The 23,499-nt window shown below is 54.8% G+C and carries 24 protein-coding genes; 14 read left to right on the forward strand and 10 right to left on the reverse strand.

Features of this window, described 5'->3' with window-relative positions:
* Positions 1-21: 21 nt before the first annotated feature.
* Positions 22-1,431 carry a mannose-1-phosphate guanylyltransferase/mannose-6-phosphate isomerase gene (locus ACT3TF_RS03695; protein ID WP_444671609.1) on the forward strand — a complete coding sequence of 470 codons (1,410 nt, stop codon included), beginning with the start codon at positions 22-24 and terminating at the stop codon, positions 1,429-1,431.
* A 23-nt stretch (positions 1,432-1,454) separates the two neighbouring features.
* Here ACT3TF_RS03695 and ACT3TF_RS03700 read toward each other — a convergent pair whose 3' ends face one another.
* The 3 genes from ACT3TF_RS03700 to ACT3TF_RS03710 all read right to left on the reverse strand — a co-directional run bounded on the left by ACT3TF_RS03700 (position 1,455) and on the right by ACT3TF_RS03710 (position 3,291).
* Positions 1,455-2,390, reverse strand: coding sequence for a lysophospholipid acyltransferase family protein (locus ACT3TF_RS03700; protein ID WP_441684611.1), 936 nt, complete (start codon positions 2,388-2,390; stop codon positions 1,455-1,457).
* A gap of 2 nt (positions 2,391-2,392) precedes the next feature.
* Positions 2,393-2,779 carry a DUF4870 family protein gene (locus tag ACT3TF_RS03705; RefSeq protein ID WP_441684609.1) on the reverse strand — a complete coding sequence of 129 codons (387 nt, stop codon included), beginning with the start codon at positions 2,777-2,779 and terminating at the stop codon, positions 2,393-2,395.
* Between the two features lie 128 nt (positions 2,780-2,907).
* Positions 2,908-3,291: a VOC family protein gene (locus ACT3TF_RS03710; protein WP_441684607.1), complete on the reverse strand. Its 384-nt coding sequence runs from the start codon at positions 3,289-3,291 to the stop codon at positions 2,908-2,910.
* A gap of 561 nt (positions 3,292-3,852) precedes the next feature.
* Here ACT3TF_RS03710 and ACT3TF_RS03715 point away from each other — a divergent pair.
* The 5 genes from ACT3TF_RS03715 (at position 3,853) to ACT3TF_RS03735 (ending at position 10,682) form a co-directional block, all read left to right on the forward strand.
* Entirely contained in the window at positions 3,853-5,226 is a 1,374-nt protein-coding gene (locus ACT3TF_RS03715; protein WP_096281558.1) for an MFS transporter, read from the forward strand.
* A 137-nt stretch (positions 5,227-5,363) separates the two neighbouring features.
* A complete protein-coding gene (locus ACT3TF_RS03720; protein ID WP_444671610.1) occupies positions 5,364-7,151 on the forward strand; it encodes an acyl-CoA dehydrogenase in 1,788 nt (595 codons plus the stop codon).
* 112 nt (positions 7,152-7,263) lie between these two features.
* Positions 7,264-8,892 carry an acyl-CoA synthetase gene (locus ACT3TF_RS03725; RefSeq protein WP_444624636.1) on the forward strand — a complete coding sequence of 543 codons (1,629 nt, stop codon included), beginning with the start codon at positions 7,264-7,266 and terminating at the stop codon, positions 8,890-8,892.
* A gap of 22 nt (positions 8,893-8,914) precedes the next feature.
* The gene (locus ACT3TF_RS03730; protein WP_444671612.1) at positions 8,915-9,763 is read left to right on the forward strand and encodes a 3-hydroxybutyryl-CoA dehydrogenase; all 849 of its coding nucleotides are present in this window, start codon (positions 8,915-8,917) and stop codon (positions 9,761-9,763) included.
* A 145-nt stretch (positions 9,764-9,908) separates the two neighbouring features.
* Entirely contained in the window at positions 9,909-10,682 is a 774-nt protein-coding gene (locus tag ACT3TF_RS03735) for an enoyl-CoA hydratase/isomerase family protein (protein ID WP_096281550.1), read from the forward strand.
* 111 nt (positions 10,683-10,793) lie between these two features.
* On the opposite strand, the gene ACT3TF_RS03740 is transcribed toward ACT3TF_RS03735, so the two are convergent.
* The 3 genes from ACT3TF_RS03740 to ACT3TF_RS03750 are packed head-to-tail and all read right to left on the reverse strand — an operon-like array spanning position 10,794 to position 13,996.
* Positions 10,794-11,804 (reverse strand): L-idonate 5-dehydrogenase, encoded by a 1,011-nt coding sequence (locus ACT3TF_RS03740; protein WP_444671614.1) that lies wholly within the window; start codon positions 11,802-11,804, stop codon positions 10,794-10,796.
* A gap of 32 nt (positions 11,805-11,836) precedes the next feature.
* Positions 11,837-12,607, reverse strand: a complete 771-nt coding sequence (locus tag ACT3TF_RS03745) for an SDR family oxidoreductase (protein WP_096281543.1) — start codon at positions 12,605-12,607, stop codon at positions 11,837-11,839.
* Positions 12,608-12,616: 9 nt separating this feature from the next.
* Positions 12,617-13,996 (reverse strand): GntP family permease, encoded by a 1,380-nt coding sequence (locus ACT3TF_RS03750; RefSeq protein ID WP_096281541.1) that lies wholly within the window; start codon positions 13,994-13,996, stop codon positions 12,617-12,619.
* Positions 13,997-14,278: 282 nt separating this feature from the next.
* Here ACT3TF_RS03750 and ACT3TF_RS03755 point away from each other — a divergent pair, with 282 nt between their 5' ends.
* The 5 genes from ACT3TF_RS03755 to ACT3TF_RS03775 all read left to right on the forward strand — a co-directional run bounded on the left by ACT3TF_RS03755 (position 14,279) and on the right by ACT3TF_RS03775 (position 17,570).
* A complete protein-coding gene (locus ACT3TF_RS03755) occupies positions 14,279-14,980 on the forward strand; it encodes a glutathione S-transferase family protein (protein ID WP_444671616.1) in 702 nt (233 codons plus the stop codon).
* A 67-nt stretch (positions 14,981-15,047) separates the two neighbouring features.
* Positions 15,048-15,587: a YaeQ family protein gene (locus ACT3TF_RS03760; RefSeq protein WP_096281537.1), complete on the forward strand. Its 540-nt coding sequence runs from the start codon at positions 15,048-15,050 to the stop codon at positions 15,585-15,587.
* A gap of 221 nt (positions 15,588-15,808) precedes the next feature.
* The gene (locus tag ACT3TF_RS03765; RefSeq protein WP_192536051.1) at positions 15,809-16,798 is read left to right on the forward strand and encodes a lipid A deacylase LpxR family protein; all 990 of its coding nucleotides are present in this window, start codon (positions 15,809-15,811) and stop codon (positions 16,796-16,798) included.
* 53 nt (positions 16,799-16,851) lie between these two features.
* Positions 16,852-17,172 (forward strand): hypothetical protein, encoded by a 321-nt coding sequence (locus ACT3TF_RS03770; protein ID WP_096281533.1) that lies wholly within the window; start codon positions 16,852-16,854, stop codon positions 17,170-17,172.
* Positions 17,173-17,252: 80 nt separating this feature from the next.
* Positions 17,253-17,570 (forward strand): DUF6693 family protein, encoded by a 318-nt coding sequence (locus ACT3TF_RS03775; RefSeq protein ID WP_444671617.1) that lies wholly within the window; start codon positions 17,253-17,255, stop codon positions 17,568-17,570.
* Positions 17,571-17,672: 102 nt separating this feature from the next.
* Here the strand turns inward: ACT3TF_RS03775 and yghU are convergent, their stop codons facing one another.
* The 3 genes from yghU to ACT3TF_RS03790 form a co-directional block, all read right to left on the reverse strand.
* Positions 17,673-18,545, reverse strand: coding sequence for a glutathione-dependent disulfide-bond oxidoreductase (gene yghU, locus ACT3TF_RS03780; RefSeq protein ID WP_444671618.1), 873 nt, complete (start codon positions 18,543-18,545; stop codon positions 17,673-17,675).
* A gap of 165 nt (positions 18,546-18,710) precedes the next feature.
* Positions 18,711-19,145 (reverse strand): organic hydroperoxide resistance protein, encoded by a 435-nt coding sequence (locus tag ACT3TF_RS03785; protein ID WP_096281527.1) that lies wholly within the window; start codon positions 19,143-19,145, stop codon positions 18,711-18,713.
* 115 nt (positions 19,146-19,260) lie between these two features.
* Positions 19,261-19,710 carry a MarR family winged helix-turn-helix transcriptional regulator gene (locus ACT3TF_RS03790; protein ID WP_096281525.1) on the reverse strand — a complete coding sequence of 150 codons (450 nt, stop codon included), beginning with the start codon at positions 19,708-19,710 and terminating at the stop codon, positions 19,261-19,263.
* A gap of 258 nt (positions 19,711-19,968) precedes the next feature.
* On the opposite strand from ACT3TF_RS03790, the gene ACT3TF_RS03795 reads away from it, so the two are divergent.
* From ACT3TF_RS03795 to ACT3TF_RS03805, 3 genes are all read left to right on the forward strand, one after another.
* Positions 19,969-20,499: a gluconokinase gene (locus ACT3TF_RS03795; RefSeq protein WP_096281523.1), complete on the forward strand. Its 531-nt coding sequence runs from the start codon at positions 19,969-19,971 to the stop codon at positions 20,497-20,499.
* A gap of 77 nt (positions 20,500-20,576) precedes the next feature.
* Entirely contained in the window at positions 20,577-21,572 is a 996-nt protein-coding gene (gntR, locus tag ACT3TF_RS03800) for a gluconate operon transcriptional repressor GntR (protein WP_096281521.1), read from the forward strand.
* Between the two features lie 59 nt (positions 21,573-21,631).
* Positions 21,632-22,480: an MOSC domain-containing protein gene (locus ACT3TF_RS03805; RefSeq protein ID WP_441684587.1), complete on the forward strand. Its 849-nt coding sequence runs from the start codon at positions 21,632-21,634 to the stop codon at positions 22,478-22,480.
* On the opposite strand, the gene ACT3TF_RS03810 is transcribed toward ACT3TF_RS03805, so the two are convergent.
* The gene (locus ACT3TF_RS03810) at positions 22,434-23,339 is read right to left on the reverse strand and encodes a DMT family transporter (RefSeq protein ID WP_096281517.1); all 906 of its coding nucleotides are present in this window, start codon (positions 23,337-23,339) and stop codon (positions 22,434-22,436) included. The two genes, ACT3TF_RS03805 and ACT3TF_RS03810, sit on opposite strands and share 47 nt — an antisense overlap.
* Positions 23,340-23,499: the final 160 nt, after the last annotated feature.

Consider the following 23,499-nt stretch of genomic DNA (forward strand, 5'->3'; position numbering starts at 1 on the left):
GATGACCACAAGGATGGAACCATGATTCAGCCGGTAATTTTAAGCGGTGGTAGCGGCACTCGGCTTTGGCCGCTATCAAGAGAGCAAATGCCTAAACAATTTTTGCGCTTAACGTCGCCGCAGAGTTTGTTGCAGCAAACGCTGAGGCGCTTAGTCGGGCTGACCGATAAAGCCCCGATGCTGATGGGGCATCAGAGCCACCGGTTCTTAATGGCCGAACAGCTGCGCGAAATGAATCAAGCGGCCACGCTGGTGCTTGAGCCCGAAGGGCGTAATACCGCACCCGCGATTGCCTGTGCGGCATTGCTGGCGCGGCAAGCCGGCGATGATCCGCTACTCCTGGTGCTGCCGGCGGATCATGAAATAGGCGATGTTGGCGCATTTCAGCACAGCGTTGCGCTTGCCACGCCGCTCGCCGAAGCAGGCTACCTGGTGACGTTTGGCGTCGTGCCGACCCAGCCTGAAACTGGCTATGGCTACATTGCCTGCGGTGCGCCTTTAGACGGGGGGCATCATCTTGCCGCATTTATCGAAAAGCCTGACGCCGAGCGCGCCGCTAAGCTGGTAGCAAGCGGCGACTACCTGTGGAACAGCGGCATGTTTTTGCTGCGTGCTTCAAGCTATTTAGAGCAGTTAGAGCGCCTGCAGCCGACGATGCTTGCGGCCTGCGTGGAGGCGGTTAGCTCGGCCCATCGCGACTTAGATTTTCTGCGCCTGGGCGAAGAGGCATTTTGCCGCTGCCCGGGGGACTCTATCGACTATGCGGTCATGGAACACTGCGAGCGCGCCGCGGTGGTGCCGCTGAGGGCGCAGTGGAGCGACATCGGTAGTTTTGATGCGCTGTGGGCAACGGTAGTGCCTGATGAAGCTGGTAACGCTGCCAAAGGCGATACCTGGCTAACCGATACCCAGGACTCGCTGGTAATTGCCGAACATCGCTTGGTGGCAACGCTGGGTGTGCAAAATCTGATTGTCGTGGAAACATCTGACAGCGTATTAATCGCTCACCGTGAGCAGGCACAGCAGGTCAAACAGCTGGTGGCGGCACTCTCTCTGGCGGGGCGTCGCGAGCCTGAATGCGCGCCTCAGGTTCAGCGTCCTTGGGGAAGCTTTCAAGCGATGGATAGCGGCGAGCGTTATCAGGTGAAGCACATTACCGTGAAACCCGGTGGGCGGCTGTCGTTGCAGCGCCACCATCACCGCGCTGAACACTGGGTAGTGGTGAGCGGCACGGCACGGGTGACGATTGAAGAGCGGAGTTTCTTAGTCTGTGAAAATCAGTCGACCTATATTCCCATCGGGGCGCTTCACCGGCTGGAAAACACTGGCAAGATTCTTCTTGAATTGATCGAAGTGCAGTCGGGAAGCTACCTGGGCGAGGACGATATAGAGCGCTTAGACGATGTGTATGCCCGTGACAATAACGAGTAATCTGCCGTAAGAATGAGGCGTTATCAATACGGTCGGAAGTCGCGAAAGTTGGGCAATTGCTGCTGTTCTTGCACCACTTTACGGTAGCGTTTGTACTCCCACTGATACTGCGCGGGGTCCAGGGCAATGGCGTTTTCTACGCAAGCGTTGACCCCCGTGGCAGACTCCACGTCATCGGCGCTATAAACGCGCTCGTCGGCATCTAGAAAGTGGATCTCAAAGCCTTTGCCAGGAACGCGCAGCGCCACGCCGGTGACGACTCTTGCTTGGGTACGCGCCACTAGTTTTGGCAGCAGCGTGGCGGTGTAGGCATCGCGACCAAAAAAAGGTGCGAAAACACCGCTGCCCCAGTCGGGTTCTTGGTCGGGCAATATGCCAATAGCTTCGCTACGCTTAAGCGCTTTGAGTAATGCCGCGACGCCGCGAGGATTCGTCGGCACTAGGCTTGCTCCCATACGCTCTCGGCCATGGCGAATGATGGGGTCTAAAGCGGTAATTTTGGGTGGCTCGTACATGGCGGTAAAGGGGAAGTGGCTCGACAGCCAAAAGTTGAGCACTTCCCAGTTACCAAAGTGCGGGGCTAGCACAATCACTCCACGGCCTTGCGACCGGGCGCTATCGAGTTTGTCACGCCCATAGACCGCCAAAATTCCCGCTTCAACGTTATCCGGCTCCGCCATCCAGGCATGCCCAAGCTCTAACATGGTTGCCGTTGAGTGGCGCAGGCTATGCCTGGCAAGCGTCTTGCGTTCGGCAGTCGAAAAATGGGGGTAAACAACGCCCAAGTTGCGCTCTGTGATAAAGCGTTCACGCTTGCTAAAGCGGTAAACCTGAGGCCCTAGCGCTGAGGAAACCCGCCACAGGCGTGAGAGCGACCAGCCTGACAAATGACGCCAAAGCCCGCTAATGGCACTGGCTTTTGAGAAACGCCCATCGGATTCAGACCTGTGCTGAGTCATTATTAGAGCAGCCAAGTATCTACGTTGGTGGGTGCACGCTTCTCTTGCAGCCCTTTAAAGCCCTTAACGCAGCGGATGATCAGCCATACGCCGAGCGCCAACAGTAATGGAAAACCGATCAGTATGAAGGTCAAGAGCGAAAACACGATGCCGTACACCAGCCCTATCCAGAAGGTGCGAATCTGGTAGCGATAGTGCTCTTCTAGCCAGGCAGGGCCTTTGCCTTTATACACATAGGCGATGACCACCCCGATAACTGACGTAAAACCGAGAAAAAAACTGGCCAGATAAAGCGCATAAATAACCATCGCCAGCGTGGTGTCGGGCTGGTGGCGCTGTTCTTCGCTGATTATTTCGCCTTCAAGCGGCGCATTGGCATTATCACGCATAGCGTTTCCTTTCGATCAATCTGTATAAGTGCATAGAGCTCGCTGCGCATTACCCAGCACAGCGGCTGCTGTTCAAGGGCCGTATGATACCTTGCGATCCCCGGCTTGGCATTAACGCGGGCCAATGCTTAGCGTGAAGAAGGTCGGCAAATCTCCAGCAGGTTGCCGTCCGGGTCGCGCAGATAAATTGACTCAATCGGCCCGTTGGCGCCCTGGCGAGCCACAGGCCCAAGCTCCACGTCAATCGTCAAGGCGTCCAGATGCTGCTTAAATTCGTCCAGCGGCAGCTGGCAGCGCAGGCATAAATCCAGGCTGCCGGGAGTAGGCGTTGCGGAGACGGGGGCGATATCGGTGTCTGTTTGATGCAGACGTAGCGCGGTATCCCCAAGCATTAGATCGACCCGCTGGGCATCGCGATAGCGTACGTCTAAGCCTAGCACGCGGGAGTAAAAATCCACCGCGCGTCCCATGTCCGTGACGGTAACAACAAGATGATCCAGACCTGTTAGCATGCCTCTTTCCTTAAACCATAGCGATAAGCCAGAGAATACGATGATGCGCCGCTGCCCGCTATGCGCGGAAACTCACACTGCGCTTTACCACAGGGACCAGCGTCGTGACTATTACCAGTGTGCCACGTGCGCGCTGGTATGTGTTCCCCCCGGAGCAGCATTTGAGCGCCGTCGCTGCAAAAGCCGAATACGATAAACATCAAAACTCGCCGCATGATACGGGATGCCGACGCTTTTTAGGGCGTTTATTTATCCCACTGGCACTATATTAACGACCCCACGCACGTTAGCTTTTTTAGTGAAGCGACCTTTCGCTGGTGGGCACAAGAGAATAATTTGGTAGTGGAATTTGCTGGCCCCGACACGGTTATTGTTTAGAAACCGCCAGCGCGAGTGAGCGAAGCATTCGAAAAGCATTGACTTTGCACCATTGAGGGCAATAATTGCGCGCCGATACCCCAGCCTGACTAGGTGTGCCAGGTGAGATGACGGTGGTTTTGAGCACATTTGGCAACATGTTTCATGCGTGTTTTTCACTCCTGTAGGCAAGGTGAGGTTTTCATGTCGCGGCAACTATTAGCCATGGCGCTGGCGCCCCTGTTAGGGCTATTCATTCTCGGGATTGGCAACGGTTTTCTTGCCACCTTAATTACCGTGCGTCTGGACGCCGCCGGTGAGTCGGCCACGGTGATCGGTATTGTGTCGTCGGCTTACTTTATCGGCTTAGCGCTGGGTGCGCTGGTGAATGATCGCCTGTTGCTGCGCATTGGCCACATTCGTGCCTACGGTAGTTTCGCCTCACTCGTCGCAGTTACGGTGCTGCTGCAGGGCTTGTTTTTCGACCCATGGGCCTGGTTTGGCCTACGCCTGATTGGCGGCTGGGCGACGGTGGGCGTTTATCTGGTCATTGAAAGCTGGCTGCTGACCGCCGGGGATCAAAAGGTCCGCGGCCGCCTGTTGGCGCTGTATATGATTTCGCTATATGGCGCCGGGGTCCTGGGCCAGCTACTGCTAGGCGTGACTAACGCCATGGGCGTCACCGCGCCCTTTATGGTGATTGGTTTGCTGGCCTCGCTATCCGTCCTGCCAATGGCAATGATTCCCCGTGTCTCGCCGATCATGGAACATGCCGAACCGCTGCCTCCCCATCGTTTGATTATGCTGACACCCACCGGGGTGATGGGTAGTTTGGGCTCGGGCATGGTAGTGGCGGCGGCCTATACGCTGCTACCGCTCTATTTGCAGCGTAACGGTATGAGCGTTAGCCAGGTAGGGCAGATGATGGCCGTGGTGATTATGGGCGCCATGCTGCTGCAGTATCCGATTGGCCGCTGGTCGGACCGCCACGACCGTCAGATGGTGTTGATTGGGATTAGCGGTTTCTGTGTATTGATCTCGGCGGCGATCCTCTGGCTGCCGCTCTCAACACCGCTGTTAGCAGGGCTGCTGTTCTTGCTCGGCGGCGGGGTGTTTGCCCTTTACCCTGTCGCCGTTAGCCATGCCGCTGACCGTGCACCCGCGGGCGCCTTAGTGCGTATGAGCCAGGGGTTGCTGTTGATCAATTCGATTGGCGCCACGCTAAGCCCGCTAATGATTTCACCGGTCATGACGGCGATAGGCGACGCAGGTCTATTCTGGGCTTTTGGTTCGCTCAGCCTGTTCCTCGTCATGTTCTTTTCCTGGCGTCGCCATGTTCGCCCAGCGCCGGTGCCCGTGGCTCCATTTACGCCAACAACGCCAATGACCGCAGCGGGTGCCGAGCTAGTGGTGACCGAAGAATTAATGCAGGGCGCGCTAGAGCACGAGCACCTGGAAGATTTGTCCGACGCGGTATGGGATGTTGACGCCGTTGAGCCCGTGGTAGGGCCGCCTGCCGAAGATGAAAGTCATATCACCTATTATGATGACGTGGAGCAGATGGGCGTGCGCAAGTAGCGCAATATAGAGGCATTATTGGCGGCGGCTGATACCTTGGGCTAATGGTGTCTGGGCGAGAGTATTACTACTATCGTAGCGCTACTTTCAAACAATTGTTTAAGAACGCCCAGATTCACTCTCTGCCGAGGTTCGCCATGAATGTTTACGCTGCGCCCGTACGCGACTTGCGCTTTGTGCTCGAAGAGCTGCTCGCGCATCGCTCGCTAAGCCTGCCAGGCTTTGAAGAAGCTACGCCCGATTTAGTTGAGGCAGTGCTTGAAGAAGCGGCAAAGCTTGCGGGCGATGTCTGGGGGCCGCTAAATGCTAGCGGTGATCGACAGGGTGCCAAGCGTCATACCGACGGCAGCGTGACGTCACCGGATGGCTTTGCAGCGGCTTATCAGGCGTATGTAGAGGGTGGCTGGAACGGTATTGGCGTGTCCGAGGCGTTAGGTGGGCAGAATTTGCCTGAAGTGGTGGCCAGTGCCGTTCAGGAAATGCTTCACGGTGCCAATATGGCGCTAGGTCTTTGCCCCATGCTAACCGCTGGCGCTATCGAGGCGCTGGCGCACCACGGCAGCGATGCCCTCCAATCCACTTACTTGCCCAAATTAGTGGAAGGTAGTTGGACGGGCACGATGAACCTTACCGAATCCCAAGCGGGGTCGGACCTTTCCCAGGTGCGCACTCGCGCCGTGCCCGAAAACGATCACTACCGCATTAGCGGCCAGAAAATCTATATCACCTGGGGCGAGCACGACGCCGCTGACAATATCATTCATCTAGTCCTGGCCCGAAAGCCCGATGCGCCGCAAGGCAATAAAGGCATTTCACTGTTTTTAGTGCCCAAGTTTTTGGTCAATGACGACGGCTCGCTTGGAGAGCGCAACGACGTCACCTGTGCATCCATTGAGCATAAGCTGGGCATTCACGGTTCCCCCACCTGCACGCTAAGCTTTGGTGAAAATGGCGGTGCGATTGGCTACTTGGTCGGCCAGGAAGGGCGTGGTCTGAATCATATGTTTACCATGATGAACGAGGCTCGCCACAAAGTAGGTGTCCAGGGCATTGGCGTGGCTGAGCGTGCCTGCCAGCATGCCTTCGCCTACGCGCTTGAGCGTCGTCAGGGGCGAGCGCCGGCATCGCGTGGCGGTGCTGAATGCAGTATTAGCGATCATTTCGACGTGCGCCGTATGCTGCTTTCAATGCGCTCGCGTACCGATGCATTGCGGGCACTGGCGCTGTATTGCGCCGCCGAGCTGGATACAGCCCGTCATGCAGACAGCTGCGATACGCGCAGCGCTGCACAGGCCCGCGCCGATATTCTTATTCCGGTGATTAAAAGTTTTTCCACTGACCAGGCGGTCGATATCGCGTCCATGGGCATTCAGGTGCACGGAGGGATGGGCTACGTGGAAGAGACCGGCGCAGCTCAGCTGCTGCGCGATGCGCGGATTGCTCCGATTTACGAAGGTACTAATGGCATTCAGGCGCTTGATTTGGCAGGGCGTAAGCTTCAACGCGATGGTGGCGAGGCGCTAACTGCGCTGCTAGATGACGTTGCCACTACCGTCGAACAGCTCAACGCGAACCCTGCGCTTGCTGCGTTAGGCAGTGGCTTAGCCGCCGGCTTAGACGATCTAAAAACCGCCCAAGCGATAGTGCTCAAGCAGGGCGCCGACCCTGAAAAAGGGGCGGACGCGGTGCAGGCCTACGCCACGCCGTTTCTCAGCTTAGCGGGGCACGTGCTGTGCGCCTGGCAAATGGGGCAAGCGGCGCTCAGTGCTCAAGTTGCGCTTGATAACGGCAGCGACGACCCTTTCTACGCTGCCAAGCTGCGCAGCGCAGAGTTTGCTATCACTCAATGGCTGCCGGTTGGCCGTGCCCAGCGCGCGGTCATTGAGGCGGGCATGCAATGCCTTAGCGACTTTGAGATTCATTGACGCGAATCACATAGCTACGCGCCGCCGCCTTAAAGGCGGCGGCGCTGTTTGTAGGCTATCAAAACATGCATTTAAAACGATCGCTTTTAATAACAATAGGTAGGAGTCGACTATGAGCGCTATCTTCGAGCAAGGCTTACCCAAAACCGTTGCCAATCACGTGCCGCTTTCGCCGCTGACCTTTATCGAGCGCTCCGCGTCGATTTACCCCGATTATCCCGCCATCGTGCATGGCAGCACTCGCCGCACCTGGGGCGAAACCTGGACGCGCTGCCGCCAGCTTGCCTCTGCGCTCAAACAGCGTGGTATTCAGCCGGGTCAAACGGTGGCGGCCATGCTGCCTAATATTCCAGCTATGTTTGAAGCGCATTTTGGCGTGCCACTAGCGGGCTGTGTGCTCAATACCTTAAATATCCGCCTGGATGCTGAGGCGATCAGCTACATGCTTGCGCATGGCGAAGCCAAGGCGATTCTGGTGGACCCCGAGTTTGCTGACGTTATCCAGCAGGCCGTTGCCAAGCTCGAACATAAGCCGCTGATCATCGATGTGGCCGACGTGGCGTTTCTGGGTGAAATAGACGGTATTGGGGAGATTGAGTACGAAGCGCTGCTCAATGAAGGTGACGCCGATTTCGCTTATCAGCTACCTGACGATGAATGGAATGCGATCTCACTCAACTATACCTCTGGCACAACGGGAAAACCCAAGGGCGTGGTTTATCACCACCGTGGCGCTTACCTGAACGCGGTGAGCAATATTATGGAGTGGGCGATGCCCCACCACCCGATCTATCTGTGGACGCTGCCTATGTTCCACTGCAATGGCTGGTGTTTTCCATGGACGATTGCCGCCAATGCAGGCGTCAACGTGTGCCTGCGCCGTGTCGAGCCTAAAAAGGTTATGCAACTGATTGCTGATGAAAAGGTTAGCCACTTCAGCGGCGCACCGATTATTCTCAATGGCTTAGTTAATTTGCCCGCTGAAGATAAGCGCCAGTTCGATCATTCGGTGAAAGTTACCACCGCCGGTGCTGCGCCGCCTGCCGCGGTGATTGCTGGCGTTGAAACTCTAGGCATCGAGGTTACCCACGTTTACGGCTTAACCGAGGTGTACGGGCCGGTGACCGTTTGTGCCTGGCGTGAGGCGTGGGATGAGTTGCCGCTTGAGGCGCGGGCGAAAATAAAAGCTCGCCAGGGTGTGCGCTATCACATGCTCGAAGCACTATGCGTGGCCGACCCGCTCACGATGGAACCTGTCTCCAAAGACGGTCAAACCATGGGTGAGATACTGATGCGCGGTAATAACGTGATGAAGGGCTACTTAAAAAACCCTGAGGCAACCGAGCAGGTGCTGGCGGGTGGTTGGTATCACACCGGCGATTTGGCTGTGTGGCACCCGGATGGCTATATCGAGATCAAAGACCGCTCTAAAGACATCATTATTTCCGGTGGTGAAAACATCTCGACCATCGAAGTAGAAGACGCTATTTACGGCCATCCTGCCGTTGAAGAGGCGGCGGTGGTGGCTAAGCCCGACGAGAAGTGGGGCGAAACGCCCTGTGCATTTGTGAAGCTGAAAGTCGGCTACGGGGAAGTCACTGAGGCCGATATTATCGCCCACTGTCGCGAACGTTTGGCGGGCTACAAAGTGCCTAAGACGGTGATTTTCAGCGAACTGCCGAAAACCTCAACGGGTAAGATACAAAAATTCGTATTGCGTGAAGAAGCTAAAAATCATTGATAGTGGATTAAGGAGAAAGTGAATGAGTGACCAACTAATTGGCGTCGTCGGCGCGGGTACGATGGGGCAGGGGATTGCCCAGGTAGTGGCCGCCAGCGGGTTTGCGGTACGTCTTTTTGATGTGGCCGAAGAGCAGCTGGGTCGCGCCGAGGCGAACGTCGACAAAGGCTTAGCCAAGCTGGTTGCTAAAGAAAAGATCACGGAGGCAGATAAAAAGGCCGCTTTGGCGCGCCTCTCGACCACGACCTCGTTACAGGCGCTTAGCGACTGTGCGGTGATTATTGAGGCAGCGCCTGAGCAGCCAGCACTCAAAGAGACGCTTTTTCGCGATCTAAGCCAATTGAACAGCACGGCTATTTTGGCCTCCAATACCTCATCGCTGTCGCTCACCCGCTTGGCGGCGGTGTGCGAACATCCCGAACGCGTGGTAGGCATGCACTTCTTTAACCCCGTGCCGGTGCTCAAATTGGTAGAAGTGATTCGCGCCGAGCAGACCTCTGACGCTACCGTTGAGCGTATCGAGCAGCTTGCCAAGGCATTAGGCAAAACCGCCGTGCTGGTGGGCGATGCGCCGGGCTTTGCAGTGAACCGCTTACTAGTGCCGATGATCAACGAGGCGGCGTTTATTGTTCAAGAGGGTACCGCCACCCCAGAAGCAGTTGATGACGCCATGAAGCTAGGTGCCGCACATCCCATGGGGCCGCTAGCGCTGGCAGACCTGATTGGCCTAGATGTCTGTTTAGCGATTATGAACGTGCTTCAAGAAGGCTTTGGCGACCCCAAATATCGCCCGTGCCCGCTGCTTAAACGCATGGTAGCCGCAGGCTATCTCGGTCGAAAAACCGGCCGCGGCTTTTACCACTACGATTAATTGAGAGCGGGATGGTCTCAATGCTAAGCCGAGAAAGGCTGCATAAATAAGTCATTGCCACTCAACCAAGCGTTCGCTAGGGTTGAGTGGTATTTTTCTGGCTACGATATAACAGCGTATGCCCATAACAATTAAGGAGCCCGCCATGAGTGAGTCAGTGATTGAGAAAGTTGATAACGATGGAATGGTGCGATTAACCATTAATCGTCCTAAGGCGCTCAATGCGCTAAACAGCGAAGTGCTCGCCGCATTAGAAGCCCATTTAGTGGCGCTGGAAGCTCACCCGGGTTTACGCGCGGTGCTGATTACGGGGGCGGGCGAGAAATCCTTCGTGGCGGGAGCCGATATTACCGAAATGCGCGAAAAAACGCCTGAAGAGGCGCGAGCATTTGCCAGCCAAGCGCTACGCACGATTAAACGCTTAGAGACATTGCCAGTGCCGGTGGTCGCGCTGGTAAACGGGTTTTGCCTTGGCGGCGGCTGCGAATTGGCACTGGCCTGCGACTGGGCCGTAGCCAGCGATAACGCCGTGTTTGGGCAGCCAGAAGTGCTGCTGGGTGTGATCCCCGGCTTTGGTGGCACCCAGCGCTTGCCGCGTCGCGTTGGCCCCGCCATGGCGATTGACCTTGTCACCACGGGTCGTAAGATTGATGCCCAAGAAGCGCTGCGTATCGGGCTCGTTAACCGAGTAATGCCGCAGGCTGAGCTGGAGAGCTACGTCGAAGAACTCACCAAGCAGCTTAAAGGCAATGGCCCGCAGTCCGTGCGCGGCGCTAAACAAGCGGTTCACGATGGATTAGACCAAGACCTTGATAGCGCGCTGGCGCTGGAAACGAGCCTGTTTGCCCTCTGTTTCGCCGGTGAAGAACAGAAAGAAGGTATGAGCGCCTTTGTAGAAAAGCGCAAAGCTAACTTTTAACATCTCGCTTTAAGGTCTGCTTATAAGCATTTGGTTAATAAATTTTGACTGGGAGTGGGGGTGACGCCGGCGTCACCCCCGTTTTATTTCTACGATTTATGCCTGTGTTTGTTACTTCCAAAGCTCGATCAACACTTTGCCGGATACTTGCGCATCTTTAGCAATAGAAAACGCGTCTTGGGCGTCTTTGGCAGGCAGCACGTGAGTGATGACGCTATCGAAGCGGGCATCGGCAGCGAGCAGCCTGATGGCTTCATCAATTTCATCGTTGAAACGGAAGCAGCCTCTCAGCTGAGCCTCTTTTGAAATCAATGACGCTAGCGCAATCGGCTGTGGCGTTGCAGGCATCATGCCTATTTGAACGATAACGCCTGCACGACGTACGGCGAGAATAGCGCTGTTGATCGATGCGGGAACGCCGGTGCACTCAAGCACCACATCAAAAGCTTCTTGAGGCAGCTCATCCGTGCCTACCTGAATAGTGCTATGCACCCCCAGTTTGCGGGCGCGGTATAGCGGGCCATCCAGAACGTCGGTAATGCAAACTTCGCGGGCCCCTTTGGCAAGCGCTGCCGCTGCGGCGAGCAAGCCAATGGGCCCCGCACCGCATACCAATACGCGCTTTTGATCGACCCCGCCGGCTACCTGGATGCCATGCAAGCCCACGGATAAGGGTTCTGCTAGGGCGGCGCGCGCCAGAGGCAAGGTACCAGGCAGTGCCCTTAGCATACTGATATCGGCATCTAAAAACTGGCTCATGCCACCCTGCGTATGCGGCCAGGTAGAGGCAGAGCCTAGATAAGCACCATTGGGCCACAGGTGCGGCTTGTCTTCGATGCCGGGCTGGCTGTTGCCAAACGTTGCAGGGTGCAGCGTGACCGGTGTTCCCTGCGGCCATTGCCCGCTAGGGTCTTCCTCGACGATTCCCGACATCTCGTGGCCGGGAATCATTGGTTCACGAATCACAAAAGCGCCATTGGCTCCCTCATGATAGTAGTGAAGATCTGAGCCGCAGATGCCGCCGAAAGACATACGCAAACGTACTTTTCCAGAGGCTAATGCGGGCAGTGTAATGCTTTCTTCCCGTAGATCTTGCTTACCGTGAATGACTAATGCTTGCATGGCGCTGCTTCCTAAAGGGAAGGTCTGGGCAGTTATACGACCGAGGTCATCCCGCCATCGACGAAAATATTTTGTCCCGAAACGAAACTTGAGGCGCCCGAGCAGAGATAGATAAGCGTGCCCACCAGCTCGTCGAAATGCCCCCAGCGCTGGGCTGGCGTACGCTTTTCGACCCATTGGTTAAAGGCTGGGTCTTGCCACAAAGCGGTATTCATTTCGGTCTTGAAATAGCCGGGAGAAATACAGTTGACCTGGATGTTGAAGCGGGCCAAATCCGCGGCCATGCCCTGTGTCAGTAGCGCAACGCCGCCTTTTGTGGCGGAGTAAGGCGCGATGGTTTCTCTGGCAAGTTTAGACTGCACGGAGCCGATGTTAATGATTTTGCCGGAGCCGCGTTCGCTCATAGCAGGCGTTAAGGCGCGGGAAACATAAAATAAACTCGACAGATTGGTCGCGATAAGAGCATCCCAATCAGCAGTGTCAAACTCATTGAACGGTGCGCGGCGCTGAAGCCCGGCATTATTGATCAGAATATCCGGCGTTCCGTAGTTATCAATCAGTGTTTCAAGCGCCTGCTTGGTAGCGTTAGCATCGGTGACATCGAAACTGATCGCTTCAACGGTGGCCCCTGTGTCTTGCGCCACTTTATCTGCTTCTGCCTTCACTTTGTCTAGATCACGCCCGTGTAGGATGACCCGCGCGCCCTGGTGTGCCAATCCTCTTGCGAGAGCATTGCCAAGCCCTCTAGAAGAGCCGGTGACCAGCGCTAAGCGGTCGCTAATATCGAAAAGTGCCTGCTTCATAGTGGTCACCTAAAACATCATGAAAATGATATACGCGAAGATAAAGCCGACCACTGACTCAAGGGCCTGCTGGACGGTCCACGTTTTCAGCGTTGTTTTGACATCCATACCGAGCAGCCGACCCACTAGCCAGAAGCCTGAATCATTCACGTGGCCTGCAAACACGGAGCCTGCGGCCGTGGCTAACGTAATCGCCACTACTTGCATTGAGGTGAAATCACCGCCAATCACGGCGGGCGCCATTAGCCCCGCCGCCGTTACCAGTGCGACCGTTGCCGACCCTTGGGCGAGACGCATAATCACTGCAATTACATAGGCCGCCAGGATGATAGGCAGGCCAATATCGCTTAACGAGCTGGATAGCGCATCGCCAATGCCCGATGCGCGCAGCACGCCACCGAACATGCCGCCAGCGCCGGTAATCAGCACCACCGAGCAAATCGGCCCGAGCGAGGAATCGAGCACTTTTTCTAACGCATTGCCTTCCATTCCTTGGCGACGGCCCAGCACTAACATGGCTACTAACGTTGAAATGAGCAGTGCGATAGGCGTATTGCCGAGCGCTGAAAGCAGCTGAAACCACAGTTGGTCGCTGTCAACCGCGCCGATGGAGCGCAGCGAGTTAAGGCCGGTGTTCATAAAGATCAGTACAAGTGGCAGCATCAGCATGCTGATCACCACACCAACGGAAGGCGGATTGGTCACTTCGTCGTCGCTAATGTCGCCAAACAGTCCCTTACTCAGCGGGAACGGATGGCGTTTCGCGACAACTTTTCCCCACATGTAGCCTGAGATCCACCAGAGTGGGAAGGCAATTATCACGCCGGTTAGCAGAAGGAGACCTAGGTTGGCATTGTACAGTTCCGATGCGCTCACCGGGCCTGGATGAGGGGGCAAGAAAACATGCATAACCGAGAATGCCGCGGCCGCAGGCATGGCGTAGAGCAGTATCGGGCCGCCTAAACGGCGCGATACCGCAAAGATAATCGGCAGCATGACGATTAAGCCAGCGTCAAAGAAAATGGGAAAACCCATTAGCAGCGAGGCGATACCCAGTGCAAACGGCGCGCGCTTTTCGCCAAAGACCTCAATCATTTTGTCAGAAAGCGCCTTCGCGCCCCCCGAATGCTCGACAAGCTTGCCAAGCATCGCACCCAGGCCGACAAGCAGCGCAACGGCCCCTAGCGTGCCACCGAAACTATTCACCAGCGTGGGCACAATGGCGTCAATAGGTATTTGGGTAGCTAGTGCGGTGAGCAGGCTCACCAGCATCAACGCCAAGAAGGCGTGCATTTTAAACCTGATGATTAACACCAAAAGGGATAAGACAGCCACTGCGGCAATGCTTAGCAGTGGTCCTGCGGACATCGTCTGAGTCCATCCATTCATGCGAGCGCTCCGAAAAAGTAAGGCTAATGACTGTCGATGTTATCGGTAACATTTTACAGCTTGAATGCTGGCTGGATACACGACCTTGGTTTAAATGGACGGGCAACGGCGTTGAGATAATCACTAGTCCGGCGACAGCAATTCTGCTAAACAGATAGACATAGGATGTGCGCCGATACGGCTGTTTTTACTAGATTTGTGTTTGCTAGGTTTATTTTTACTAGGTTTGTGCGTGTTTATGGCATCAATTGTCGTTCAGTCTCTATATAAGCTGAGGTGTGCATGTTTGATCTTTATATCGCCAATAAGAATTACTCGTCCTGGTCGCTGCGCCCATGGGTATTGATGAAGGTTCTAGACATTCCGTTTAATGAACATCTCATGCCGTTTGAAGGTGGCTTGGGTGAAAGTCGTGACACCTTCCTGCGTTTTTCACCCTCAGGCTTAGTGCCTTGCTTAGTCGATATGACGGCCAGTGGCGAGCTGGCGATATGGGATTCGCTCGCTATTATTGAGTACTTAGCCGAGCACCATAAAGCGGTGTGGCCATCGGATAAGCTCGCACGTGCCTGGGCGCGCTCTGCTGCCGCTGAAATGCACAGCGGTTTTGGTGCCCTGCGTGACGATTGTTCAATGAATTGCGGCGTGCGCGTTGAGCTAAAGGGATTGTCTGATAGCCTTAAAGCCGATGTTGCTCGTTTGGATACGCTTTGGCAGCAGGGGCTTGAGCGCTTTGGCGGGCCTTATTTGGCGGGCGCAAACTTCACCGCGGTGGATGCTTTTTATGCCCCGGTGGCGTTTCGCGTTCAGACGTTTAATCTGCCGGTTAGTGAAGACGCTAAGGCTTATGTCGAGCATTTACTTGCGCTGCCTGCCATGCGGGCGTGGTATCAGTCTGCGCTTGAAGAGCAGTGGCGTGAGCCTATGCACGAGACTGAAACGCTGAAGAATGGCGCGCTAATAGCGGATTACCGACAGCCTTAACTCGCCCAGTTCACTCGATGCGTCATGCATCAGGTACACTGGCGCAAATTTTCGTTTGGAAACATCCATGGCCCTTAGTGCAACGCCCTATAAAGTTGATATTAATCTGACCGATCTGGATCGCAGCGTGTACGAGACGCTGCGCTTTACCGTGGCGCGTCACCCCTCGGAAACTGAAGAGCGCATGACCGCGCGCCTGCTTGCCTATGTCCTGTGGTACAGCGAGACGCTAGCTTTTGGCCGCGGGCTTTCCGATGTGGACGAACCCGCGCTATGGGAGAAAAGCCTGGATGGTCGTTTGCTGCACTGGATTGAAGTCGGGCTGCCCGATGCCGAGCGTCTTACCTGGTGCTCGCGCCGGGCAGAGCGGGTTTCGCTGCTTGCATACGGCCGGGTCGACTTATGGGAAAGCAAAGTACTGCCTAGCGTATCCTCGTTGAAAAATGTGCATGTGGCGAGGCTTCCGCAAGAGGCGCTAGCGGTGATTGCTAAAGATCTGCCAAGGGCTATCAACTGGGCCATTATGATCAGCGAAGAATCGCTGTTTATTACCGATGAGAACGGCCAGCATGAAATCACCCCTCAATGGCTGCTGCGCGAGCGTTAATCTTTATTGTTGGGTTTATTCGCCTAAGCTATAAATATGAAAAGGGATGACCCATTGGTCATCCCTATTGTTTCAACTGCTTAGTCTTTTCCACATAAGGAAAAGAAAAACTATAGCTTGCTATCTTTTTGCACAACTACATACAATCAACAATGTTTGTTGGCGATCGCAAAAAGCTGTCTCAAAAAAACTGTCTCAAGGCCTCTCTCAAGGAACGAGCAATGCGCGGATACCCCTCTTTACGATGGCAGCTGCTCCCGCTAGTAGCAGCCATTAGCCTGCTGCCAGCACTAGCACACGCCGACAACAGTGTGTTCACGATTAAGCATGAAAATGACGCCATCGCTAGCGGTGACGATGGTCACTTCACTAGCGGTTTTGAGCTTAATTGGATGTTTGAGCCTGAGGCACAAAGCTGGACCCAGCGTCTAGCCACCGCGTTACCCGATAGCATTATCGGCAGTGCAGACATGGCTGCTTATCGTTTGGTGCATCAGATTTATACGCCCAACGATATTATGCAGTCGGGACTGATCGAAGATGATCGGCCGTATGCCGGGCTTGTTTATGGTGGCGTGTCGCTTTACGAAGATGTGCCCATGGGTAGCTGGGTTCAGTCGACTGACCTGCATCTAGATATTGGGTTGGCAGGGCCGTCATCACTTGCCGATAGTATTCAGCGTGAAGTACACCGTATCACCGGCAGCGACCGTCCTAACGGCTGGGATAATCAAATTGGCGATGAGCCAATCGTCAATGCTGCTATGCGTCGCCAGTGGTGGAACAGCACGCCGTTTATCGGTAAAGAGTTTGCCCATGGGCCGAGTGTCAGTGCCGCACTAGGTAACCTGTATACCTACGCTGGCGCGGGCTACAGCGTGCGTTGGGGCGATGAGGCTGCTGGCATTCCTACACTGACGCCTAGCCCCGGTAGCCGCTACTATATGACGGGAAGGCAAGGCTTGCAGTGGTATCTGTTTGCGAGCGTAGACGGCTACTACATGGCGCAAAACCTAACGCTTGATGGCAATACTTTCAAAGACAGCCACTCGGTTGATCGTAAAGAGTGGGTGGGCGATGTCTCGGCAGGGCTGGCGCTTGCCTGGGAAGATTGGCAGGTCACCTACGCGGTTGTGCAGCGCTCGCGTGAATTCGACGGCCAGGAAGAGCAGGATAAGTTTGGTTCTATTGCGCTATCGAAGCGTTTCTAAGCGGCTTAACGCGTGAAATATTGTTAAGCGTCTTTCAATAGGGGAGGATATGCATGGCCAATAAATATCCTCACACGCCTGATGGGCGCTACTTTATCGCTAAGAATCGACTATGGCGCTGTACTGATCCGCGTTTAAGTGAAGACGAAAAGCGCGAACACATTAAAGCCTTGATGAAAGCTCGACGTGCGGTGAGAACCACCCAGCAACAGGACGATGAAGCGGGATTAGGCCGTGCCCGCGAGGCGGTGCAAGCCGCTAAAGAAGCATTGGGTGAGCGGGGCTCAGTATGGTGGGAGGATGATGCGCCCGATGAAACGGGATTCGCCCCGCATAATAGTTCTTATGCCAAGTGGTGGGAGAATCTGGCGTAGGCTGCAGCTTTGCTGATTTAACTGCATGTTTGCATTTTGTGATGATATTCTGCGCCGCTCTTATTCTTTAAGGATGCAGCGTGAACATTAAAGCGGATCTCTCCATTATCGACATCATTGGCCATCTGGTTCTTTGGCTAATACTGAGTGTGATTACCTTCGGTATAGCGTTATTTTTCTTTCCATACTCGTTTGCAAGATTTGTTATTAACCGCACTTCCGTTATCGACACATCGACAGGCGTGGAGCGGAAAATGGTGTGTAATATCAGCCTCTTCAGCAATATTGGCCACATTATCCTGTGGGTGATCATTTCACTATTAACGTTTGGGCTTGGGTATATTTTTTACTTTTATCGAGTATGGAACTATGCACTTAATAATTCGCGCACTCAATAACTCACGCATTCAAGAGCGCTTAGCGTAAAACAGCCAAGCGATATGTGTCAGGCACGGGCACCTTTAGTGATGTTAAAGGCGCCCGTGCTGTATGCCGTCAGCTTACTTATCGCCAGTCAACTTGTCTTGCGTTTTAAGCGTGAAATCGCTGGCGTCATGGCGCTCATGCAGCTGCTCGCTAGGCTCACCCCAGGTGCGGTTCACCATGCGCCCACGCTTGACGGCGGGGCGCTCATCAATTTCCTCGGTCCAGCGCAATAGATTCTTGTAAGTGTGTGCTTCCAAGAACTCAGCCGCTTCGTAAACACGGTTTTTGACCAGTGCGCCGTACCAAGGGTGAATCGCCATATCGGCAATGGTGTACTCATCCCCGGCCATAAAGCGGTTTTCTGCTAAATGGCGATCAAGTACATCAAGCTGGCGCTTCACTTCCATCGTGTAGCGATCAATCGGGTACTGATATTTTTCTGGCGCGTAGGCGTAAAAATGCCCGAAGCCGCCGCCTAACATTGGTGCACTGCCCATTTGCCAGAACAGCCAAGAGAGGCATTCTGTGCGCTTCATTGGGTCAGTCGGCAAGAAGGCATTAAATTTCTCTGCCAGATAGAGCAGGATGGCGCCGGATTCAAACACCCGCTGAGGTGGAGTGGTGGAGTGATCCATCAGTGCCGGGATTTTGGAGTTGGGATTTACCTCAACAAAACCGCTGCTGAACTGATCGCCTTCGCCAATTTGAATCAGATGGGCGTCGTACTCTGCGTCTTTAATTCCCTGCTCCAGCAGCTCTTCGAGCATCACGGTAACTTTTACACCGTTAGGTGTAGCTAGGGAGTAAAGCTGAAGGGAATGCTTGCCCACGGGCAGCGCTTTATCGTGGGTAGGGCCTGCTATGGGGCGGTTGATATTGGCAAATTTACCGCCGTTGCCAGGTTCCCATTTCCAAACGTTGGGAGGCGTATAGGTGTTATCGCTCATCGTTTCCTCGCTATTAACCGATATCGGTAACTGCTGGGCACAGAGGTAAACCTATCCTTTGCGCGGCGATGCTAACGCTTTTAGGGGGTGGCTCTTAGGACACCACCGCTTTGCATGCGCAGAAAGCGGTGGTGTGGGCGCTAGCAGATTAAGCTAATAGCTCGGTTATACCAGCGTCAAGGTGACGTTAATATTGCCACGGGTGGCATTGGAGTAGGGGCACACGATATGGGCTTTATCAACTAGCTGCTGCGCGACGTCTTGCTCAAGGCCGGGCAGGCTGATTTTTAGCTCAACTTCGATGCCAAAACCGGTAGGAATTGCGCCGATGCCTACGTTGCCTTCAATTTGAGTGTCTTCGGGAAGCGTTACTTTTTCTTGACTCGCTACATGCTTAAGCGCACCTAGAAAACAGGCTGAGTAGCCAGCCGCGAACAGCTGCTCGGGATTGGTGCCTTCACCGCCAGCGCCGCCCAGCTCTTTAGGCGTACTGAGTTTAACCTCTAGCGCGCCATCCGATGATTTAGCTTGGCCTTCACGGCCACCAGTAGCGGTAGCCTGGGCGCGGTAAGCAACTTTTTCGATAGTAGTGGTCGTCATATTGAATCTCCTGTCAGCGTTATTAGTTATGTTAACCGCCTCAATCTAGCGCAGCTTTATTTTGCGCACAAGATAAATGATAAATAAAAACTACCCTTTTGCCGTGGCCATCGGGTCACTGGTTTTTTTGCAGGCTGTCGCGTAGCCGCACCAGGTCCTCTTTCAGCTCAGTCAGCGTTTCTATTGACTGCTCGCTCGCGTGCACGACGCAGCTAGGAATGTGGCAGGCCTGCTCACGCAGCGCTTTGCCTTTTTCGGTAAGGTATAGCTCTACCACGCGCTCGTCTTGATGGCTGCGCTTACGATTAAGCAGTTGATCGGCTTCAAGTCGCTTAAGTAACGGCGTCAACGAACCGGGGTCGGTTAGTAGGCGCTTACTCATGGTGCCAACGGTCATGCCATCGTTTTGCCACAGTACCAGCATGGCAAGGTATTGCGGGTAGGTAAGCCCCAGCTCTTTAAGCAGCGGTTTATAAACCTTCGTCATCATCAACGAGGTTGAGTAGAGCGCAAAGCAAAGCTGGTGATCCAGTTCTAACGCGCTGCAAGATGGTTGCACAGACATGGGTGCTCCGAAACGAAAGACGTAGGCTAATGTAGCTTGATGGAGCGCCAGTGGCTAGATCTAGACGTTGGTCGCAGGTTAACAGTTTTGTTTTGACAAGCAATGAGCGCACCGTTAGCCTTTTCTTTTGATTGTTACCGGTAACAATTGCAAGGCCCTTGTTTATATCGATTTCTTACCCCACTGCATTTTGAGCGTCATGTACACTGTCGTTTCAACCTTTTGCACCGTAGGCTTCACATTTGGAGAGCTAGCCCAATGATTCCCTCGTCTTATCGTATCTTAGTTATGGGCGCATCCGGGTGTGGAAAATCGTTGATTGGCGAAAATCTGGCACAGGCGCTAGGCGCCACCTTTATTGATGGTGATGATTACCACTCGCCAGAGAACGTGGCCAAAATGGCGAGCGGAACGCCGCTTAATGACAATGATCGCCATGGCTGGTTGGACACGCTGGCAGCGCTATTTGCCAATTATAAAGCGCAAAACGAGACAGTAGTGATTGCTTGTTCGGGGCTTAAACGCCGCTACAGAGATCGCTTAAGAAACGGCGATTCTGAACTGCGCATTTTATACCTGGAAGGCACGCGCGAGCTGCTGCGAGAGCGGTTGGAAACCCGGGCGGGGCATTTCTTTAAGGGCGATAGCATGCTGGCAAGCCAGCTAGCGGACCTAGAGCCACCGGGCAGCGATGAGGCAAGGACGGCCTCCATAGCGCTTCCTCCCTCAACCATTGTTGGCCAATTTACCGCAACGCTAGCGCCGCCGCTTAGCCAAACCTTCGGCTAAAGAGGGGATAGGCATGGGGGCTCATTGTTGGTTAGGGTAGACCCCAACGCTCCCTCGCTTCATAAGGCCGCAACACTTTGAAGAAAAAACGCCCCACTCTGCAGGATATTGCCAACCATGTAGGGGCTACCAAAATGACGGTAAGCCGCTGCCTGCGCGATCCTGAAACGGTTTCTGAAGCACTACGCGCGCGCATCTTCTCAGTGGCTGAACAGGTCGGCTACATACCTAATCGAGCCCCGGATTTACTCTCCCGAGCGACCAGCCACTCTATCGGTGTGCTGGTGCCGTCATTGACCAACCAGGTCTTCGCCGATGTGATTGTCGGCATCGAATCGCTGACGGAACCCGCGGGCTATCATCTGATGCTTGCTCATTATGGCTATAGCCCTGAGCTTGAAGAACGTAGCTTGGCCTCGCTGCTCTCTTATAACGTCGACGGGGTGATTCTTTCTGACCGCGATCACACCCCGCGCAGCCTGCGTATGCTGGAAACCGCCGGTATACCGGTAGTTGAAATTATGGATACTTACCGGCCCGCGCTGCAGCAGGCGGTGGGCTATAACAACGTTCAAGCCGCTTATGACATGGTCAGTGCCATGATTCAGCGGGGTCGACGTCAGGTGATTTACCTGGGCGTACGGCTAGATGAGCGTACTCGACAGCGCGAGCAGGGCTATCGCCTTGCTATGGAAGAGCACGAGCTAACGCCGATTGCGCTGAAAAGCACACAGCGTTCCTCTTATAGCGTGGGGGCGGCACTGCTAAAGCAGGTGCTAGCTGACTATCCAGACGCCGATGGCGTGTTCTGCACCAATGATGACGTTGCTGTGGGCGCTTATTTTGAGTGCCAGCGATGTGAGATTGACGTGCCTGGGCGCATGGCCTTGGCGGGGTTTCACGGCCATGACGTAGGGCAAGTGATGGCACCTAGGCTTGCTAGCGTGGTTACGCCGCGTCAGGCCATCGGCGAAGCAGCGGCGCGCGAGCTTTTAGCCCGTATACGGGGTGAGCCGTTAACGCAGAGCGTGATCGACTTAGGTTATCGAATCGAAGCAGGCATGACGCTATAGCGTGACGGCGGCTGTGGGACTGGCTAAAGTAGCATTTTTCCCTTGCTATGAGGCCACCCGTGGAAATTGCTCAGCTCAATATCTACCCCGTTAAGTCATTACAAGGCATCAGCTTGAGCCAAAGTGTGTTGCAGGAGCACGGGCTAGCCTGGGACCGCCGCTGGATGCTGGTTGATGCCCAGCAACGTTTTGTGACGCAGCGTCAGTTGCCTGCGCTGGCCACAATCGGCGTTGAATTGACCGACGAGCACCTTGTGCTTTCACACCCCGCCGTTGACCCGCTGCGCCTGCCATTAGCTGAGCCGGAGGGAAACCTGCGCCTTGTTAATGTGTGGAATGATCACTGCAAAGCGCGGCCTGAAAGCGAGGAAGTAACGCGATGGTTAGAAGCTGCCCTGGGCGAACAGGCTCAAGGGCTGAGCTTGGTACGCTTTGCCACGGAGTTTAGCCGTGCGGTTGAAGAAGATTTTCTCGACGGCGGGTCGGCCCATACTTATTTCGCCGATGGCTATCCCTTTTTGATTACCACTACCGGCTCCTTAAATGCCCTGAATCAAGCCCTGGTCGATGGCGGGCAATCGCCGGTGCCGATGAATCGTTTTCGACCTAATATCGTTATTAAGTGCGACCAGGCATGGGCTGAAGATCACTGGGTGACGCTTTCAGCGCAGAGCGGTAACTTTCAACTAACGCTGCGTAAGGCCTGCAAACGGTGCAAAATTATCACGATTGATCAGCAGTCGGCGGCGGTGCCTGCGCCTGCAGAACCGCTGAAAACGCTGGTTGTGCTTAATACTCAGCCTACCTTGAAAGGCGCGCACTTCGGCCAAAATGCCACCCTGCTTGTCGGTGCGGGCAGCGTTATTCGCGCGGGGGATGCGTTGGCGGCAGTGGTCCGCGAGATTTAAGGCGCAGCAGGTTGGTAGCAATGGCCGTACCTATCAGCGTAATTACCATACCGGCGATAATCTGAAGGCTTAGTGTTTCGTCCAGCAATAGATAGCCCCATACCAGTGCGCTCACCGGCACTAAGAAAGTGACCGTCGAGGTTGCTGTAGCCCCGGCATTGGCGAGTAAGCCAAAATACAGCAGGAATGCCAGCGTGGTGCTAAGTGTGGCGAGCGAAATAGCGTTGCCCCAAGCCAGAAGGCTGATGGGGGAGCTTGGCCATAACCAAATGCCGGGGATCAATAGCACCAGCGCCGACATCGCGCAGCTGCCCGCGGCCAGAACGCGGGTAGGGAGGTGGCCTAGGCGCGTTTTAGAGTAGTTGCTCGCAATGCCATAGCAAAACGTAGCCCCGAGTGCCGCCACAATAAACCAGCCGTCGCCACCTAGCGCAAAGTCGAGTCGATTTGCTGAGAGCACATAAACCCCCAGCAGCGCCAGGGCGAGGCCCCAGTACTGTTGGCGCTGTATAGCGGTGGCGAAGAAGCACACGCCTATCAATGCAGTGAAAATAGGCGTAGTAGCGTTAATCAGTGACGTGAAACCTGCTTCAAGGCGAGTGGTAGCGAGTGCCAGCAGTGAAAAAGGCAGTACGTGATTGACGATTCCCAGCAGTAATAGCGGGCCTTTATGCTGCCAAATTAGGCGTAGATAGTGCAGGCTGATAAGCAGCGGCATTAATAGCAGCGCGCCTATTCCCATACGTATCAGCACCAGTGGGACCGGCCCGAACTCGGGGGCGGCTACGCGCATGAAGATGAAGGACAGACCCCAGAGCGAGGAAAGCAGTAGCAGACGCAGCGCATCAGCGGATGACATGGAATGCCCTTAGTGTTCAAAATGATGTAGTTAGATGGCTAGCTAGCTTACGACTGAACAGAGGCTGATGGAAGTTATTGGAGGCGCTTGCTGGGCAGAGCATGTAAAAATCAGCTACGCTGTTTAGGTAGCCTAGGTGGCATCTGCCGCTTGGGCTCAG

Origin of the sequence: Halomonas sp. AOP25-F1-15, from assembly GCF_052378675.1 — a bacterium.
Taxonomy (GTDB): Bacteria; Pseudomonadota; Gammaproteobacteria; order Pseudomonadales; family Halomonadaceae; genus Vreelandella; species Vreelandella casei.

What these genes read in the sequence shown, in the direction of transcription:
- ACT3TF_RS03745 (WP_096281543.1), bottom strand. Translation starts at nt 12,607, where the DNA reads ATGAAGCAGGCACTTTTCGATATTAGCGACCGCTTAGCGCTGGTCACC.
- ACT3TF_RS03695 (WP_444671609.1), top strand. Translation starts at nt 22, where the DNA reads ATGATTCAGCCGGTAATTTTAAGCGGTGGTAGCGGCACTCGGCTTTGG.
- ACT3TF_RS03715 (WP_096281558.1), top strand. Translation starts at nt 3,853, where the DNA reads ATGTCGCGGCAACTATTAGCCATGGCGCTGGCGCCCCTGTTAGGGCTA.
- ACT3TF_RS03765 (WP_192536051.1), top strand. Translation starts at nt 15,809, where the DNA reads ATGCGCGGATACCCCTCTTTACGATGGCAGCTGCTCCCGCTAGTAGCA.
- ACT3TF_RS03810 (WP_096281517.1), bottom strand. Translation starts at nt 23,339, where the DNA reads ATGTCATCCGCTGATGCGCTGCGTCTGCTACTGCTTTCCTCGCTCTGG.
- yghU (WP_444671618.1), bottom strand. Translation starts at nt 18,545, where the DNA reads ATGAGCGATAACACCTATACGCCTCCCAACGTTTGGAAATGGGAACCT.
- ACT3TF_RS03755 (WP_444671616.1), top strand. Translation starts at nt 14,279, where the DNA reads ATGTTTGATCTTTATATCGCCAATAAGAATTACTCGTCCTGGTCGCTG.
- ACT3TF_RS03760 (WP_096281537.1), top strand. Translation starts at nt 15,048, where the DNA reads ATGGCCCTTAGTGCAACGCCCTATAAAGTTGATATTAATCTGACCGAT.
- ACT3TF_RS03785 (WP_096281527.1), bottom strand. Translation starts at nt 19,145, where the DNA reads ATGACGACCACTACTATCGAAAAAGTTGCTTACCGCGCCCAGGCTACC.
- ACT3TF_RS03700 (WP_441684611.1), bottom strand. Translation starts at nt 2,390, where the DNA reads ATGACTCAGCACAGGTCTGAATCCGATGGGCGTTTCTCAAAAGCCAGT.
- ACT3TF_RS03705 (WP_441684609.1), bottom strand. Translation starts at nt 2,779, where the DNA reads ATGCGTGATAATGCCAATGCGCCGCTTGAAGGCGAAATAATCAGCGAA.
- ACT3TF_RS03740 (WP_444671614.1), bottom strand. Translation starts at nt 11,804, where the DNA reads ATGCAAGCATTAGTCATTCACGGTAAGCAAGATCTACGGGAAGAAAGC.
- ACT3TF_RS03750 (WP_096281541.1), bottom strand. Translation starts at nt 13,996, where the DNA reads ATGAATGGATGGACTCAGACGATGTCCGCAGGACCACTGCTAAGCATT.
- ACT3TF_RS03725 (WP_444624636.1), top strand. Translation starts at nt 7,264, where the DNA reads ATGAGCGCTATCTTCGAGCAAGGCTTACCCAAAACCGTTGCCAATCAC.
- ACT3TF_RS03790 (WP_096281525.1), bottom strand. Translation starts at nt 19,710, where the DNA reads ATGTCTGTGCAACCATCTTGCAGCGCGTTAGAACTGGATCACCAGCTT.
- ACT3TF_RS03730 (WP_444671612.1), top strand. Translation starts at nt 8,915, where the DNA reads ATGAGTGACCAACTAATTGGCGTCGTCGGCGCGGGTACGATGGGGCAG.
- ACT3TF_RS03770 (WP_096281533.1), top strand. Translation starts at nt 16,852, where the DNA reads ATGGCCAATAAATATCCTCACACGCCTGATGGGCGCTACTTTATCGCT.
- ACT3TF_RS03720 (WP_444671610.1), top strand. Translation starts at nt 5,364, where the DNA reads ATGAATGTTTACGCTGCGCCCGTACGCGACTTGCGCTTTGTGCTCGAA.
- ACT3TF_RS03795 (WP_096281523.1), top strand. Translation starts at nt 19,969, where the DNA reads ATGATTCCCTCGTCTTATCGTATCTTAGTTATGGGCGCATCCGGGTGT.
- ACT3TF_RS03735 (WP_096281550.1), top strand. Translation starts at nt 9,909, where the DNA reads ATGAGTGAGTCAGTGATTGAGAAAGTTGATAACGATGGAATGGTGCGA.
- ACT3TF_RS03710 (WP_441684607.1), bottom strand. Translation starts at nt 3,291, where the DNA reads ATGCTAACAGGTCTGGATCATCTTGTTGTTACCGTCACGGACATGGGA.